This is a genomic window from Microbulbifer sp. 2205BS26-8 (assembly GCF_030731025.1).
Classification (GTDB): domain Bacteria; phylum Pseudomonadota; class Gammaproteobacteria; order Pseudomonadales; family Cellvibrionaceae; genus Microbulbifer; species Microbulbifer spongiae.
This window is the reverse complement of the sequence record NZ_JAVAMR010000002.1, coordinates 23,479-40,117: the sequence shown is the minus strand read 5'-3', so window position 1 is coordinate 40,117 and position 16,639 is coordinate 23,479. Positions and strand designations below refer to the sequence as shown.

Genomic DNA, 16,639 nt, shown 5'->3' with positions numbered 1-16,639 from the left:
GATTGCAGGAAAAAATCTGATAATTTCACAGCAAAGGGCAACAAACTTCTAAATTATCAGCATAAAGAATCTTTATTCGGTAAAAAAATCAACTATTGAAACACGGTTCCTATAATGAAAAAGCGGCCCAAACTGACCGCATGAAAGAAAAACCTAGCCTTCTTTACTGGCCAAATATAGCCAGGTGTCCACAGCAGTATCGGGGTTCAGGGAAATACTATCTATTCCCTCATCCACCAGCCAGCGGGCGAAATCCTTGTGGTCCGACGGGCCCTGACCGCAAATCCCCACATATTTTCCAGCTTTCTTACAAGCCTGGATAGTATGAGACAACAATACCTTGACCGCAGGGTTGCGTTCATCGAACAAATCTGCCACCAGGCCGGAATCCCGATCAATCCCCAGTGTCAGCTGGGTCAGATCATTGGAACCTATGGAGAAACCATCAAAGTGCTGAAGGAAATCTTCCGCCAACAGGGCATTGGAGGGCAATTCACACATCATGAACACCCGCAGGCCATCTTCGCCACGGCGCAAGCCATTCTCTGCAAGCAAGTGGATGACTTCCTCTGCCTCCTCGGGCGTACGCACGAAAGGTACCATGATCTGCACATTGGTCAGGCCCATTGCATCGCGGACTTTTTTCAAGGCGCGACACTCCAGAGCGAAGCACTGACAAAACTCCTTGGAGCGATAACGCGCTGCGCCGCGAAATCCCAGCATCGGGTTCTCTTCACTGGGTTCGTATAGCTGCCCTCCCACCAGGTGAGCGTATTCATTGGATTTGAAGTCCGACAGACGCACGATGACGGGATTGGGTGTAAAGGCGGCCGCCAGAGTGGCAATCCCTTCCACCAGTTTTTCCACAATAAAGTCTTCCGGAGAGGGATAGCCGCCGATACGCTCTCGGATATTCACTTGCAGATCCTGAGGCAGACTATCCAGCTCCAGCAGTGCTTTTGGGTGGATACCGATCATGCGGTTCAGGATAAACTCAAGGCGCGCCAAACCGACACCCCGGTTGGGCACACGACTGAAGGCAAAGGCGCGATCAGGGTTGCCCACATTGAGCATAATGTTAAAAGGCAGCTTGGGCATATCGCTGACCTCGGCCTCCTCGCGCCGAAAGTTCAGCTCACCGGACATCACAAAGCCGGTATCCCCCTCTGCACAGGACACGGTTACCGGGGTGCCGTTTTGCAGGATCTCAGTGGCATTGCGGCAGCCCACCACCGCTGGAATACCCAGCTCCCGCGCCAGAATTGCCGCATGGCAGGTGCGGCCACCGCGATTGGTGACGATTGCACCGGCCTTTTTCAGAATCGGCTCCCAGTCCGGATCGGTCATATCGGTCACCAGGACTTCTCCATCCTGCATCTCTGCCATGCCCTTGGCAGAAATCAGTTTGCGCACGCGGCCGGTACCGATACGCTGGCCGATGGCACGGCCTTCGCACAACACTTCTCCGCGTTCCTGCAGACTGTAGCGTTCAATACTGGTGCCCATGTCGCGGGAGCGCACGGTTTCCGGACGCGCCTGAATGATAAACAGCTCCCCGCTATCCCCATCCTTGGCCCATTCAATATCCATCGGACGACCGTAGTGCTGTTCAATTTTGCGCGCCTGCAGCGCCAGGCGGGTCAACTCCTCATCATTGAGAGCAAAGCGCTGGCAATCCTCTTGCGCCACCTGAACTGTCTTTACCGAGTAGCCGCACTCGCCACACTCGCCGTAGACCATTTTGATTGCCTTGCTACCCCGGTTGCGTCGCAAAATCGCCGGGCGGCCCGCATCCAGCGCGGGCTTGTAAAGATAAAATTCATCGGGGTTTACCGCACCTTGCACCACCGTTTCCCCCAGGCCAAATGCCGCGGTAATAAAAATCACATCGTGAAAACCACTCTCGGTATCCAGGGTAAACATCACACCAGCAGCACCAGTTTCACTGCGCACCATATGCTGGATACCGGCACAGAGCGCCACCCCCATATTCCCGTAACCGGTGTGTTCTCGATAGGCAATGGCGCGGTCGTTATAAAGAGAAGCAAAGACCCTTTTCACCGCTTGCAGCACCGATTCGATTCCGCGGATATTCAGGAAGGTTTCCTGCTGCCCGGCAAAAGAAGCGCCCGGCAAGTCCTCCGCAGTGGCCGAAGAGCGCACCGCAACGGCGGTCTGGCCACCGCCCAAGGCCTCATAGCCTGCACGAATTTCGCTCTCCAGTTGCGCAGGAAGCGGCGTTTGCAAAATCCAGTTGCGGATCTCCGCACCGACTTGGGCAAGGGCCGTGACATCGTTAACATCCAGCCCCTTCAGGCGCTCGGCAATACGCTGTGCCAACTGCCCTTGGGCAAGAAAAGCCCGGTAGGCTTCCGCATTGGTGGCGAAGCCCCCCGGTACACTGACACCAGCATCGGTGAGCGAACCAATCATCTCACCGAGCGATGCATTTTTACCGCCGACCTTGTCGACATCATCCATACTCAGTTTTGCAAAGTCGATGGTGAAGTTCGTCAAGTGAAGGCCCTCTGAAATCCGGTGTCTGTGGCGGCTGATTATAAGGATGCGGCTTGTAAAAAATAGCCCCGGAAAAGTGCCCGGGTTGTTGTAAATTTTCTACAAGACTATGCGAAGCATGAAAATAAAAGCCCCCTGGCAGCACACCTCTTATTATACTAACGCCCCTAAACCAGAGTCCCTTGCAACAACCCGAGAAGAAATGTGGCAAAAGACAAGCGCACCGCCTTTTTTATTTCCGATGGAACCGGACTCACTGTGGAGGCCATTGGCCACAGCCTGCTGGCGCAGTTTCAGGATCAGCATCTCGAGCAGGTTACGCTGCCTTATATCGACTCTGCCGGCAAGGTCCAGCAGGCTCTGCAGCGTATTGAAAAGGCCGCCAGCGAGTCGGGATTACAGCCTATCATCCTCACCAGCATTGTGTCCGACCAGATTCGTCAACAGCTGCACCAGAGCCCGGCCCTGATGCTGGATATTTTCGAAAACTACCTGACGCCCCTTGCCAATCTATTCAATCGGGACCCTGCCCAATCGGTCAACATCTCGCGCGGAATTGCCGGCAGTCGCCGCTACAATGACCGTATCGAGGCGGTGCACTTTGCCATGGACAACGACGACGGGCGCCGCACCAGGGGGTTCGAGCAGGCGGATGTGGTTCTCCTCGGCGTCTCCCGCTCCGGCAAGACCCCCACCTGCCTGTACCTGGCTCTGCAATTCGGCCTGCGCGCGGCCAACTACCCGATTACCGAAGAGGACATGGATTCCACCAATCTACCGAGAATTCTGCTTCCCTACCGTCGCAAGCTCTTCGGACTGACCATAGATCCGACTCGTCTGGTGCAGATTAGACAGGAAAGACGCGCCAACAGCCGCTACGCTTCTAAGGAGCAGTGTGATTTTGAGGTGCGCCAGGTTGAACAGATGTTGAGGCGGGCCCAGGTACCCTTCCTCGATGCCACACAACTCTCGGTAGAAGAGCTTGCCACCCGTCTCATGTCCCAGGCCGGCATCGAGCGAAGAATTGACTAAAGTGCCCCGGCCTTTTCTAGCTGCCGCAAACTGTGTAGTGTGCGCCGTCTTACGGATGGCCGTGTTGTAAAATGAAAATTGTCTCCCTGCCCTATTCGCTTAACTCAGCAGCCGCTTTCACCGCAGTGGCCGACCTACCGGTACCTGTCTGGCTCGACAGTGGCCGGCCACTGTGCAGTGGCGGCCGCTATGATATTGTCAGTGCAGACCCACTGAATACCCTGGTTCTAGGTGCCGACAGTCCAGGACCGTTTACCCAGGTGGATGACCTGATACGCGAACTCTGCCCACAGGACAGAAACTCGCAATTGCCCTTTTGTGGCGGAGCCATCGGCTACGCCGGCTATGAGCTGGGGGTAGAGGGTAATTATCTGCCGGCGGACCTCCGCCCAACCGACCTGCCCGCAGGCTTTTTCGGACTTTACAGTTGGGCTTTTATCGCGGATCACCAGTTGGGCAGCAGTCATCTTATCTTTCACCCCGCCTGCCCGGCCCGACAGGTGCGCGAGTTGATCGGCCGGTTTAAATCCATACAGTGGCAGACATCCCCCATGCCAGGCGAATTCCGCCTGCTGGCCCCTTTCGAACACGAACTCAGTGCCGAGGGTTACCGCGCGCGTATTGAACGGATTCTGGGGTACATCGCTGCCGGCGACGTGTATCAGGCGAATTTTACCCAACGCTTTTGCGCCCCCTACGAGGGCGACCTCTTCAGCGCTTACCTTGCCCTGCGCAAGCGGGCTGCAGGGCCTTTTTCAGCCTATATGGCGCTGCCCCAAGGCAGTCTGCTAAGTATGTCACCGGAGCGGTTTATTCGCGCCGATGGCTGCAGCCTGCGCAGTGAACCCATCAAAGGCACTGCCGCCAGGGCGGCCGATGCACCCGGGGACCAACAGGCGGCCTCAGCACTACAGAAGAGCCCGAAGGACCGAGCTGAGAACCTGATGATTGTGGATTTGCTGCGCAACGACTTCAGCAAGCGGTGTCGCAGTGGCAGTGTACGCGTGCCCGAACTGTTTCAACTGGCCAGCTTCGCCAATGTGCACCACTTGGTCAGTGTTGTTACAGGAGAAATGCCCGAAGACACCGCCTACAGCGAGCTATTGGCCGCCTGTTTTCCCGGTGGTTCCATAACCGGGGCACCAAAGCGGCGTTCCATGGAGGTGATTCGCGAACTGGAGTCAAGCCCAAGAGGGATCTACTGCGGCAGTATCGGCTATATCAGCAGCTGTGGTCGTGCCGACACCAACATTGCCATCCGCACCTTTAGTGCCAGCAAGGGCCGTATAACGTGCGCGGCAGGCGGCGGTATTGTTGCAGATTCCGAGCCGGCAGCCGAGCACCGGGAATGCCTCGCCAAGGTAAACCTGTTGCTGGAGACCACTGAGCAGTTTCTCTGTTGACACAGTGGGGCACAGTGCAGCCGCGGTTAGCCCACCCTCTTTGGCAATCTGCTAATTTGGGATGTCTATACAGCGTTTAGTTATAAACGTATCAAAGATTGATATTTCATTGTTATTCAGCATGCTGATAATTTTAATGCCAGTAGTAGTCCGTGCCCTCACATTCGAATCAAGGAATCTATCGTGAAGATCACGCTGGTTAAAAAAGTGCTCGCCGACGGCTCCCTCTGCGGTAAATGTCGCGACGTACAGGAGCGGCTGGAAGCAAAAGGACAGCTTAGTCTGATTGACCGGACGCTGATCGCCGATGTGCGCGATCCCCAGAGCGCCGGTATTACAATCGCCCGGCAGTACAAGGTTGAGCACGCTCCTTTCTTTATCGTGGAGCGGGAAGGTCGAGAGTCAGAAATCTACACCATTTACGCCAAGTTTGCCAAAGAGATTTGCAGCCAGCGGGTCGGCTCTAGCCCTGCTCACCCCCACGCTTCTCACTCCCGATAGTGCCCCCACTCAATAGACCGGCAGCTCCAGATTCGAGAAGAGGGCATCTACCTCTCCGCGGGAAGTGGCGTGGGCAGCCTGCTCTACCAGATCACGGGTGAGGTGCGGGGCAAACTGCTGAATAAAATCAAACATAAAGCCGCGCAGGAAAATCCCCTTGCGAAAACCGATTTTCGTCACGCTGGGTTCGAAAAGCCTGCTGGCATCCAACGCCACCAAATCCTCATCCTCACCATCCACGGCCATATCCGCCACAATACCTATACCCAGTCCAAGACGCACATAGGTCTTGATGACATCCGCATCTGCGGCAGTGAAAACCACTTTCGGAGACAGCCCCTTTTCCATAAAGGCCTCATCCAATTTGGAGCGGCCGGTGAAGCCAAAGACATAGGTCACAATAGGGTATTTGGCAACGTCTTCCAGTTCCAACTGGTCAACCTGACACAGGGGGTGCCCTTTGGGCACAAGCACACAGCGATTCCAGCGGTATACCGGCATCATGACCAGGTCACTGAACAATTCCAGCGCTTCGGTAGCAATAGCAAAATCCGCCGTGCCGTCCGCTGCCATCTCTGAGATTTGCATCGGCGTACCCTGGTGCATGTGCAGTGACACATCCGGATAACGGGAGATAAACAACTTGATCACCGGTGGCAGTGCGTAACGGGCCTGGGTGTGCGTGGTGGCAACCGCAAGGTTGCCTTTTTTGTCGTTGTTGAATTCCTGGGCAACCTGTTTGATATTCTCCACTTTACGCATAATCTCGCCGGCAGTCTTAAGGATGGTTTCACCGGCGGGTGTAACCCGCGTGAGGTGCTTGCCACTGCGGGCAAATATTTCTACGCCAAGCTCATCCTCCAGTAAGCGGATCTGCTTACTGATTCCCGGCTGAGATGTGTAGAGGCTCTGCGCTGTAGCAGAAACATTGAGATCATGATGCGCCACTTCCCAGATATATCGCAACTGCTGCAGCTTCATAGGTCCTCCCTGAGTGATCAATCACCCCGCCCCAAGGCGAGCGCCACGCTGACAGATAAATTGTTTGTTATAAAAAACATCAAAAATTATGGGCAAAAAGAATAGCAGTGAATGCTAACCCAAACCAACTGACGGACGAATATCCAGTTTAGAGGGGCGGGTGTCAATCAGATTTGGGAAACCCGTCCCATTCTGCTCGGCCGTTGCGGTTATGATTCGATATTGGCAATGCCGTGGGGAACATGGCCAGTAGCCACATGCTCAGCGGCTGACGCACAGTGGTCGAGCTGGTCGTCAAAAAAGACATCGGCACCAAAAGCACGCAGAAACGCTCCCTTGGGCAGCCCTCCGAGAAAGACGGACTCATCCACACGTATGTCCCAGGCACGCAATGTGCGGATTACCCGCTCGTGCGCCGGTGCTGACCTCGCCGTGACAAGCGCGGTGCGGATAGGGCAGGCATCGGGCTCGAACTCCGCCTGCAATTTCTGCAAAGCCTTCAGAAAGCCCTTGAAGGGGCCACCGCCCAGCGGCTTCTGCGCCGAAGCGCGCTCCACCTCGGTGAAAGCAGCAAGCCCGTCGCGTTTGTAAACCTGCTCCGCCTCGTCAGAAAAAATGACCGCATCACCGTCAAAGGCAAAGCGTAACACGTCTTCCTGCTGCTCATGGCCGCCACCCGCCACCAGGGTGGCCGCAGCCACTCCCTGCTCCAGGGCACGCCTGACATCCAGCCCATCCGCGGACAGGAACAAATCACAGCCGAAAGGGCCAATATAACGATAGGGGCTCTCACCATTGCAAAAGGCTGCGCGGATTATATCCAGTCCATAGTGTTCAATGGAGTTAAAAATACGCAGGCCGGTATCGGCACTGTTGCGGGAAAGCAGAATCACCTCCACACGGGGTTCGCCTCCCAGCAACTTATTGATCTTAAGGAATTTCTCTACCAGCGGAAAAGCGTCACCCTTGTCCAGAATGTCATTCTCACGCTCAACCTGATACCTGGAAAACGCATACAACCCCTGTTCTTCAAACACCCGGTGACTGTCGTTCAGGTTAAACAATGCCCGGGAAGAAATTGCAATAACCAGCTTGTCCGGCAGGGTGCTCATCAGCGGACCCTCACAACAGGTGGCACTCCGGACCAGTAGCACGTCGTCACTGCCACTGGCAACCGCCCACAACCCATGAGGTGCCCCGTCAACTGTGGCTTCACCAACCTGACAAGCCACGGTCTGCCCCAGACACAGACATTGGGTTCACCACGGGCCAAAAGCCGCCTGGCAGTAGAGTAATTTTGCCGGAGTGCTCCACGCACGCGGACCCACCTAGACCCGCACATGGATACATGCTGACATTTGCGCTTTTGTCCCTTGGTGTTGGACAAGATTGACCCCCCGGTAATGACTCAGGGTACTTTATCATCAATCCGCCCTACCATCTCAATGTGAGGGCGATCCCACAGGCACACCGGGGAAATCGGCAAGCAAAAGCAGCTTCACCGAAAGTTCAGCCTTGGGGCGATTCTATCGGACTGTGGCATCCAAGGCTTACTTTCGCACTGATTGCCAACCCAAACGTCGGTGTCGCTATATCCGCACCCTGGATTGTTAGAGGACGTGTCACTGGCCAATGTGCCACAAAGTAGTTACTGCCACCGGCCTCAGATTGAGGGCTGGGCACCAGCACTCAATTCACCCTGCCAAGCCTGATGGTATTTCAGAGATAAACGGCTTAACGACCAAATCGATCCAGCAGGCTGTGATAGAGCATTCCCAGCACCAGGCAGGGCCAGCGCAGCAGCGTTCCCCCCGGAAAACGGTGCGCAGGTAACTGCGCCAGGATATCAAAGCGCTCTTCTGTACCGGCGATCACTTCCGCAAGCAGTTTTCCGGCAAAAGTCGCTGTAGGGACACCGTGGCCTGAATAGCCCTGACTATAATACACATTCGGCTCTAACCTGCCTAAATTTGGCAGGCGATTCAGAGTGATGGCAAGGGTGCCTCCCCAACCGTAGTCAATCCGTATATTGGCTAACTGGGGATAGACGCGCAGCATATACTTGCGCACAAAGCCAGGTATATCCTTGGGAAATCTGGTAGTGTAGTTTTCCCCCCCGCCAAAAATCAGGCGATTATCGCCGGAAAGCTTCCAGTAATTGATCACAAAGAGGGTATCCTGTACAGCGTAATCATTGGCGATCAACTCTTTGCCCAGCGGTATCGGTAGTGGCTCAGTGGCAAGCACAAAATTATTAATAGGCATTATCTTGCCGGCCAGGCGCTGCTCAAGTTTCCCGAGATACCCATTGCAGGCCAACACAATATTGCGCGCTTTAACCTGCCCGCTTACCGTTTCAACTGTGCAGGAGCTCCCGCCTTGATAACACAGCGCCCGGCTGTGCTCATAGAGGTCAACACCGGTAGCGGCACAGGCCGATGCCAGCCCCAGAGCGTAACTCAAGGGGTGGAGATGCAGAGAGCCACGATCCAGCTGCCCGCCCAGATAGCGCTTGGAGCCAACAAGATCGCGTACTTCTCCCCTATCCACATAGCGGATACGGCTGTAGCCGTAACGCTCCTGCAACAGTTGCACTTCTCTGCGCAGATCACTGTCATGGCTGGACTTGGCTGCCAGGCGCATAATACCGCGCTTCAGGTCACAGTGAATAGTGTGTTTTTCGATCAGGTGTTCAACAAGCTGTACCGCCTCGACACTGAACTGCCACATTGTGTGTGCCGTATCCTTGCCGAGCATGTTCTCCAGGTCGGCCTGACTTCGGCGCTGGCCCACTCCAACATGGCCGCCATTGCGACCCGATGCGCCCCAGCCAACCCGCTCCGCCTCCACAACTGCCACCTTGTAGCCTCGCTCTGCCAGGTGCAATGCAGTGGAAAGCCCGGTGTACCCGGCGCCAACCACACAGACATCCACAGAAACAGGGCCGGTCAACCGGGGAAAAGACGTTGCAGCAGTTGCACTTGCTGCGTAGTAGGAATCTGCGTGCCCCTGTAACTTTTTCATTTACTGGCGATCCTTCAAGTGCACCAACGCGTTACTCCATGCCAAAGTCGAATCAATAACCAGACCATATTGAATAGCGAGGCGTATTTTTATGCTCATCAAAATACCTATGTCACCCTATACTGCTGACGACAACCGCCGCGGCATCTACGCTGGGGCAATCCGCAAGGCAGCACCCCCAGACTGCAGTCCCAAAGTATACTAAAGCAATACTACTGGCAGGAGCATTTGCCCAAAGGGACTCCATGGACAAAATCAAGCACTGGCTCGCAGAGCACAAAATTGCCGAAGTGGAATGTCTGGTGCCGGATATGTCGGGCAATGCCAGAGGAAAATTCACCCCTACAGACAAGTTCCTGACCCAGGACAGCCGCTTACCGGAAAGTATTCTGGTGCAAACCGTCACCGGTGGCTTTGTGGATGAGCACAATACACTGGTGGACCCGGCGGATACCGATATGCTGCTGGTGCCCGATCCCAATTCCGTTCGCCTCAACCCCTGGGCCAATGACCCCACTGCACAGATTGTCCATGACTGCTACACACGGGATGGCCAGCCGCACCCCATCAGCACACGCAATATTCTCAAATTTATTATAGAAAAATATCTATCAAAGGGTTGGAGACCGGTCGTGGCACCGGAAGTGGAATTTTATCTAATCAAGCGCAATCTGAATCCCGATGAAAAGCTTTCCGCCCCCGTTGGCCGTTCAGGACGCACGGAAAAAAACCGGCAGCCCTATAGCATTGATGCAGCGAATGAATATGAACCCATCATTGAAGATATGTACGATTTCTGTGAAGCACAGGGCTTGGATGTAGACACGCTGATACACGAATCGGGCACCGCACAGATGGAAATCAACTTCCTCCATGGCGACCCTTTAACAATTGCCGATCAGGTTTTTACTTTTAAGCGCACCGTGCGCGAGACCGCTCTGCGCCACGGTATTTATGCAACCTTTATGGCAAAACCCATGCAGGATGAACCCGGTAGTGCGCTACACCTCCACCAAAGTGTTGTCAGCGTGAAAACCGGGGAGAATATTTTTGTTGATAATCACGGAAAAGAAAATGACACTTTCCTGCATTTTATTGGCGGTATGCAAAAATACACCCCCGGATTTATCAGCTTTTTTGCCCCTAATGTAAATTCCTACCGGCGTTTTATCCCGGAAATGGCAGCGCCAATCAGTTTACACTGGGGATACGATAACCGCACTACAGGACTTCGAGTGCCCGATAGCACACCAGCAGGAAAAAGGCTGGAAAACCGCTTCCCCGGTGCCGACTGCAATCCCTACCTGGCAATTGCTGCCTCCCTTGCCTGTGGCTATCTGGGCATGATCAATGAAGTGGCACCGAGTGCACCGTATCAGGGCGACTGCTCAAAAGAGCCCATCACTCTGCCCCGCACACAGGAGCATGCGCTCAGCCTCTTATTGGAATGCAGTGATGCCGCTGAAATATTTGGCAGCAAGTTCGTAAAAGCATGGAGTGCCATAAAACGCGATGAATATGAAGAATTCAATAGAGTTATCAGTTCCTGGGAGAGGGAATTTCTCCTTCTAAACGTGTAAACATCCCTAAAGAATAATCTCGAACTTTTCTGCAAATGATTAATTAACTGGCGTACCGTTTATACGATGTTTACTTCCCATCCACCCAAAAAATTATCCGGCAGGATATTAACTTCTGATTTGTGACTACCTGAGCAAAACTATCGAAAACATTTAAAATAAATGAATTTCCCATGATTTTTTTATTGTCAGCATGTGTATGCAGAGTACTCTTTCAGTACCCGAAAATATCGGGCACCCGGTTTGAGAAAGCGGGCGTCAATACCGCAAATGCGGCCCTACCCCCTTGGCGCCCGGTCACCTTCTGACGTCTTACCAAACACAAAGACCGGCCAGTACCCGCCAGGTTTTCCACACTTCCCCACAAGGGAGGATTTCCGGTACCGGGTATCCGGTTTCGTATAAAAAAGTAATTAAAGGGAAAGCAAGCAATGAAGCATCTAGTAGGAGTTACCTGCACTTTAGCCATGGCTATTAGTGCCCAGGCCGCCGAGCGCATCCCCGCCACAGTGGATATGCTCTCGCCCCAGGCATTAACCGCCATTGCCGGGTCTGATATCGGGCTCAAAAAAGTGCGTGAACGCACATTGAGCAATGGCAGAACCATCGCCCGCTATCAACAGACCCACAAGGGGATTCCCATTTGGGGCCAAACAGTAACCAGCTCTGGCCAGGGACTGATCACCGAGGTGCACGGCAATGTGCTCACTGGTCTGGAACTGGAAGTACCCAATGTTCGGGCTTTTATTGATGGCAACAATGCGCTCGAACGTGCAATGAATCACCAGATCACCATGCGCACCCAGCAAGGGTCGATCGATCGCGCACTTTCCCTGCCCGCGCTCAAACTGGAAGCCAACAATCCTAAGAAAGAACTCTATATCTATATCAATGAAAAGGACGAGGCCCGTTTGGCTTATCTGGTCAACTGGGTAGAGTACGGCGATAAGCCCACCCGCCCCTTCTACTTTATTGACGCAATGACCGGCGAAGTCATCCAGCATTGGGACGGCCTGACCTTCCAGGACGCCACCGGTCCCGGCGGTAACCAGAAAACCGGCCGCTACGAGTATGGTACAGACTTCCCACCCATGGAAGTGGACAGCAACTGCCGCATGGATACCGCCAATGTGGAAACGGTGGATATGAATCACAGGACCAGTGGTGGCACCATCCATCAGTTCACCTGTCCTTACAATGACTACAAACAAATTAATGGCGCATTTTCACCACTGAATGATGCCCATTTCTTTGGCGGCGTGGTCTTTGATCTCTACAGTGACTGGTACAACACCTCTCCGCTAACCCAGAAACTGCGGATGCGGGTGCATTATGGCAACAGCTTTGAAAACGCCTTCTGGGACGGCAGTCAAATGACCTTCGGCGATGGTCGCAATATCTTCTATCCGCTGGTCAGCCTGGATGTTTCCGCCCACGAAGTGAGCCACGGTTTCACCCAGCAAAATTCCAACCTCCGCTACAGTGGCCAGTCCGGCGGAATCAACGAGGCGTTTTCGGATATCGCCGGTGAAGCGGCTGAATTTTATCTGCGCGGCAGCAACGACTGGCTGGTTGGTGCTGAGATCTTCAAATCCAGTGGCGCACTGCGCTACTTTGAAGATCCGACCCGTGATGGCCGCTCTATTGGTCACGCCAGTGACTACGTGAATGGGATGGATGTCCACTTCAGCTCCGGTGTCTTTAACCGTGCCTTCTACCTGATTTCCAATACCAACGGCTGGACCACCCGTACCGCCTTTGACACTTTTGTGCTTGCCAATCAGATGTACTGGAGCCAAAACTCAAATTTCGTTGATGGCGCATGTGGTGTGGTCTCGGCAACCGAAGACCTCGGGTATGACGTATCGGCGGTCACGGCGGCCTTCGACACAGTGGGTGTGTCCACCAGCAACTGCGGTGGCACCGAGCCCCCGACCGGTGGTGAGCTGGAAAACGGTGTCCCCGAAGAGGATTTGTCGGGCAACACCGGCCAGGAAATCCACTATACCCTGGAAGTCCCGGCAGGCGCTACCGACCTGAGCTTTGCCATGTCTGGAGGAACGGGTGATGCCGATATGTATGTCCGCTTCGGTGCCGCCCCCACCCCTGCTACCTACGATTGCCGCCCCTACACCAGTGGCAACAATGAAACCTGTACTGTTTCCAACGTTCAGGAAGGCACCTACTATGTGATGATCGGCGCTTACACCTCCTTCTCCGGCGTCAGCCTGGTAGGCAACTACGCCAGCAGCGGCGCAAGCGGCTGGGAGGAAACCGACCTGTCCGGCTCCCAGCACAGCTGGCAGCACTTCACCCTGGATGTGGCCAGTGGGATGTCCGTTCTTACCGCGGCAATGTCTGGCGGCAGTGGCGACAGTGACCTCTACGTACGCTACGGATCCACTCCCACCCGCGACACCTGGGAATGCCGTCCCTACAAATGGGGCAATGATGAAAGCTGCAGTATTGACAATCCTCAGGCAGGTACCTGGCATATCAGTATCCGGGGCTATTCCTCCTACTCAGATGTGACCTTGAGCGCTCAGGCGGAATAAACGCGTGCACCGACCACTGTATCTGTGACGGACCCAGGCCAATTAACGAGGTATCTTGTGGCTATCCCCGCATTGGCGCGAGACTGGAACTGGGGAACGCAAGTCGATCAGTGTCAACAAGAAAGGCGGCCCCTTGGCCGCCCTTTTCACTTTCGAGCAAGCACTTCGGGATCAGCCAGTTTCTTATGGCTGGGATCTTTCCAATATTCCTTTACCGTATCCTTCATTTCTTTTGCCAACACCGTAATACCAAACAGGTTGGGCAGGGTCATGATCACAATCGCCACAGCAGACAGGTTCCAAATGATGGTTGTGTCCTCGATTGCCGCCCAGAAAAAGGCAACCACATATACAATTCTGTAAGGCATCACCGCTTTGGGCCCGAACAGGTAGATCATCGAGCGATCGCCGTAATAAGACCAGGCAATAGCTGTGGAGAAGGCAAACAGCAGAATGCCTATGGTAACAATCAGCCCACCATATTCCCCAAAGAAACCGCGCTGGAAAGCCTTGTTGGTCAATGCCACCGAGTGCACCAGGGATTTACCCCAGATATCGACATCCTCATTGGCGAATTTGCCATCCACCACAGTGAGAACACCCGTGAAGCTGTCATCGCCAACGCGAAAATCCAGATCCTCGGCAATAGAACGCGCATGAATCAGAGTAAAATCCCGGGCATTCTGCACAAGACCGTCGTCCACTACTACAGAGCCATTATAGGTTTTTACCGTACTTGGCTGGCCACTCAGGTAATTAAACAGCTGTTTCACATCCTCAGCATTGTTCTCATCAAAACGGCCTTCCACAACATAGGTGTCCGCCCCTTCAAACAGGTTCTCATGCTTTTCTGTCCAAACCCCGGAGGAGAGAATCACAAGGCCGGTCAGAGTACAGATAATGATCGTATCGATAAACGGTTCCAGCAGGGAAACCATACCCTCAGAAACTGGTTCATCGGCGCGCGCTGCGGCGTGCGCAATCGGGGCTGAGCCCTGCCCCGCCTCATTGGAGAAGAGGCCCCGGTTTACCCCGCGATTAAAGGCGTAGGCAAAGCTGGCACCCAGAAAACCGCCTACCGCAGCACTACCGGAAAAAGCATCGCGGAAAACGGCCCCAAAGGAAGGAATAATATTTTCATAGTTATATAAAATAACACCAAGCGCACCGACCACATAAATGAAAGCCATGGTGGGAACGATGGTGGAAGTCACCTTGGCAATCCGCTTGATACCCCCAATGATCACCATTCCCAGCAAGATAGCGAGCACTCCACCGGTCAACCCTTTGCTGATACCAAAGGAATCGTGCATGGCCTGGGCGATATTGTTGACCTGGGGAAGACTCCCGGTACCAAATGAACAGATCACCGTGGCAATGGCAAACAGAACAGCCAGCCACTTCATATTGAGCCGGCGCTCCATATAGAACATGGGGCCACCGGCAAAGTAGCCGTCCGCGGCTTTGATACGGTATTTATGGGACAACGTCACCTCAACAAACTTGGTTGTCATGCCAAGGAAAGCGGTCATCCACATCCAGAATAGCGCAGCCGGTCCTCCCAGGAAGATAGCGAGGCCCACACCACCGATATTACCAGTACCGACTGTACCGGAAAGCGCGGTCGCAAGGGCTTGAAAGTGCGAGGCATCACCGGGATCGCCGGGCTTGTCGTACTTGCCCTGTACGACTTTGATCGCGTGCCCGAAGTAACGAATCTGCGGGAACCCCAGATAGATAGTGAAAAAGAAACCGACTCCCAGCAACACCCAGGGAAACCAGGGCGCTGAACCGAGAAAGCCGTCCAGTGACAGCAGTAGTTGATTGAAGGACTCCAAGCTAACCCCCACGGTTCTGACTTAGTTCTGATTATTTTATATACAGACAAAGCTGTAATGCGTTGCGCAGGTTAGCAGCTTCCAGGGCGCTAGAATAGTAATGCGGGTCAATCCCCCAGAAATGAAAAGTGCCGTCGGTAGGGAAACAGGGCAAACTGCCCCCCCGTATGGACAAAAACCAGATTCTTAGCCCCACCATATTTCCCCATGTTCAAGTCCTGCAAGAGCCCGTGAAAGGCCTTGCCGGTATAGACTGGGTCTAGTAACAGTCCTTCGAGGCTTGCCACTTTAGCAATGGTTTGATAAACCGGTCGCTCTGCTTGGGCATAACCCGGCCCGATGTAATCCGCATTGACACAAACCGCAAGTGCATCTGCATCGGTTTCAATTTTTTCTCCTTCCAATTCACTCCAATGGCGAATATCCTCCCTGACCTTGGCTTGGAAATAGGCTGCATTGTCACAAACAGCGTAGCCAGTGACTTTGCACCCGGTCTCCAGAAGGTGGCAACCCAGTGTCAGACCAGCCTGGGTCCCCCCGCTTCCGGTAGCGCACACAATATGCTCAGGTTCGAAACCATAGGCCAGGCAGTCAGTCATCAACTCCCGGGAGGCTTCGATATAGCCCCAGATACCAAGACCGTCGCTGGCACCTGTGGGAATACAAAAAGGCCGGTGGCCTCGGGACCGATAATCCTCAGCCCAGTATTGAAAAAGCTCGGACAACGCCTCTTTGTATTCTCTTGCCAGATACACTGCCACGCTTGCGTCAGCGAGGTGATCCAGCAGGAAATTGCCATCCATCTCCTCACTGGTCCCCCCACGCAGTAACAACTGTACCTGCAAACCGAGCCGAGCTCCTACAAGCGCTGTGGTGCGACAGTGGTTGGATTGTATTCCTCCGCAGGTGATTAACGTATCACAGCCCTGCCCAGTGGCAGCAGCAATGACAAACTCGAGTTTGCGAAGCTTATTGCCCGACATCCCGGATTCAGTCAGGTCATCCCGTTTCACCCAGATTCGCGGCCCACCATAGGGGTAGGAAAAGCGCTCGCTGATTCGATTCAGGGGCTGTAACGGTGTCAGCAGATTGGCCAGCCGCAGACGGGCGGGCAACTCGATAGGCAGGCTTTTGCGCACGGCGGTTCCATCCCGGTTCATTGGATCAATGGCGACGGTGGCCGAATGGGAATCTCTCAGCCACTCGGG

The 16,639-nt window shown here is 54.2% G+C and carries 11 protein-coding genes; 5 read left to right on the top strand and 6 right to left on the bottom strand.

Annotation, left to right across the window (positions count from 1 at the left end; genetic code table 11):
* Positions 1-153: 153 nt before the first annotated feature.
* Positions 154-2,517, bottom strand: a complete 2,364-nt coding sequence (gene ppsA, locus Q5Y71_RS00840) for a phosphoenolpyruvate synthase (RefSeq protein WP_306039287.1) — start codon at positions 2,515-2,517, stop codon at positions 154-156.
* A 204-nt stretch (positions 2,518-2,721) separates the two neighbouring features.
* Between ppsA and Q5Y71_RS00835 the strand changes: the two genes are divergently transcribed.
* The 3 genes from Q5Y71_RS00835 (at position 2,722) to Q5Y71_RS00825 (ending at position 5,453) form a co-directional block, all read left to right on the top strand.
* A complete protein-coding gene (locus Q5Y71_RS00835; protein ID WP_306039286.1) occupies positions 2,722-3,549 on the top strand; it encodes a pyruvate, water dikinase regulatory protein in 828 nt (275 codons plus the stop codon).
* A gap of 71 nt (positions 3,550-3,620) precedes the next feature.
* The gene (gene pabB, locus Q5Y71_RS00830; RefSeq protein WP_306039285.1) at positions 3,621-4,952 is read left to right on the top strand and encodes an aminodeoxychorismate synthase component I; all 1,332 of its coding nucleotides are present in this window, start codon (positions 3,621-3,623) and stop codon (positions 4,950-4,952) included.
* Positions 4,953-5,135: 183 nt separating this feature from the next.
* Complete coding sequence (locus tag Q5Y71_RS00825; RefSeq protein ID WP_306039283.1) at positions 5,136-5,453, top strand: hypothetical protein; 318 nt, start codon at positions 5,136-5,138, stop codon at positions 5,451-5,453.
* Positions 5,454-5,462: 9 nt separating this feature from the next.
* On the opposite strand, the gene cysB is transcribed toward Q5Y71_RS00825, so the two are convergent.
* The 3 genes from cysB to Q5Y71_RS00810 all read right to left on the bottom strand — a co-directional run bounded on the left by cysB (position 5,463) and on the right by Q5Y71_RS00810 (position 9,458).
* Positions 5,463-6,434, bottom strand: a complete 972-nt coding sequence (cysB, locus tag Q5Y71_RS00820) for an HTH-type transcriptional regulator CysB (protein ID WP_306039282.1) — start codon at positions 6,432-6,434, stop codon at positions 5,463-5,465.
* Positions 6,435-6,643: 209 nt separating this feature from the next.
* Positions 6,644-7,546, bottom strand: a complete 903-nt coding sequence (locus Q5Y71_RS00815; protein ID WP_306039434.1) for a 5'-nucleotidase — start codon at positions 7,544-7,546, stop codon at positions 6,644-6,646.
* A gap of 622 nt (positions 7,547-8,168) precedes the next feature.
* Positions 8,169-9,458, bottom strand: coding sequence for an FAD-binding oxidoreductase (locus tag Q5Y71_RS00810; protein ID WP_306039281.1), 1,290 nt, complete (start codon positions 9,456-9,458; stop codon positions 8,169-8,171).
* Positions 9,459-9,703: 245 nt separating this feature from the next.
* Here Q5Y71_RS00810 and Q5Y71_RS00805 point away from each other — a divergent pair, with 245 nt between their 5' ends.
* Together Q5Y71_RS00805 and Q5Y71_RS00800 are read left to right on the top strand one after the other, a co-directional pair.
* Entirely contained in the window at positions 9,704-11,038 is a 1,335-nt protein-coding gene (locus Q5Y71_RS00805) for a glutamine synthetase family protein (RefSeq protein ID WP_306039279.1), read from the top strand.
* A 431-nt stretch (positions 11,039-11,469) separates the two neighbouring features.
* Positions 11,470-13,593 (top strand): M4 family metallopeptidase, encoded by a 2,124-nt coding sequence (locus Q5Y71_RS00800; protein WP_306039277.1) that lies wholly within the window; start codon positions 11,470-11,472, stop codon positions 13,591-13,593.
* Between the two features lie 146 nt (positions 13,594-13,739).
* Here Q5Y71_RS00800 and Q5Y71_RS00795 read toward each other — a convergent pair whose 3' ends face one another.
* Together Q5Y71_RS00795 and Q5Y71_RS00790 are read right to left on the bottom strand one after the other, a co-directional pair.
* Entirely contained in the window at positions 13,740-15,431 is a 1,692-nt protein-coding gene (locus Q5Y71_RS00795) for a sodium:alanine symporter family protein (RefSeq protein WP_306039275.1), read from the bottom strand.
* Positions 15,432-15,538: 107 nt separating this feature from the next.
* Positions 15,539-16,591 carry a D-cysteine desulfhydrase family protein gene (locus tag Q5Y71_RS00790; RefSeq protein ID WP_306039274.1) on the bottom strand — a complete coding sequence of 351 codons (1,053 nt, stop codon included), beginning with the start codon at positions 16,589-16,591 and terminating at the stop codon, positions 15,539-15,541.
* Positions 16,592-16,639 lie beyond the last annotated feature (48 nt).

What these genes read in the sequence shown, in the direction of transcription:
- pabB (WP_306039285.1), top strand. Translation starts at nt 3,621, where the DNA reads ATGAAAATTGTCTCCCTGCCCTATTCGCTTAACTCAGCAGCCGCTTTC.
- cysB (WP_306039282.1), bottom strand. Translation starts at nt 6,434, where the DNA reads ATGAAGCTGCAGCAGTTGCGATATATCTGGGAAGTGGCGCATCATGAT.
- Q5Y71_RS00815 (WP_306039434.1), bottom strand. Translation starts at nt 7,546, where the DNA reads ATGAGCACCCTGCCGGACAAGCTGGTTATTGCAATTTCTTCCCGGGCA.
- Q5Y71_RS00810 (WP_306039281.1), bottom strand. Translation starts at nt 9,458, where the DNA reads ATGAAAAAGTTACAGGGGCACGCAGATTCCTACTACGCAGCAAGTGCA.
- Q5Y71_RS00805 (WP_306039279.1), top strand. Translation starts at nt 9,704, where the DNA reads ATGGACAAAATCAAGCACTGGCTCGCAGAGCACAAAATTGCCGAAGTG.
- Q5Y71_RS00800 (WP_306039277.1), top strand. Translation starts at nt 11,470, where the DNA reads ATGAAGCATCTAGTAGGAGTTACCTGCACTTTAGCCATGGCTATTAGT.
- Q5Y71_RS00790 (WP_306039274.1), bottom strand. Translation starts at nt 16,591, where the DNA reads ATGAACCGGGATGGAACCGCCGTGCGCAAAAGCCTGCCTATCGAGTTG.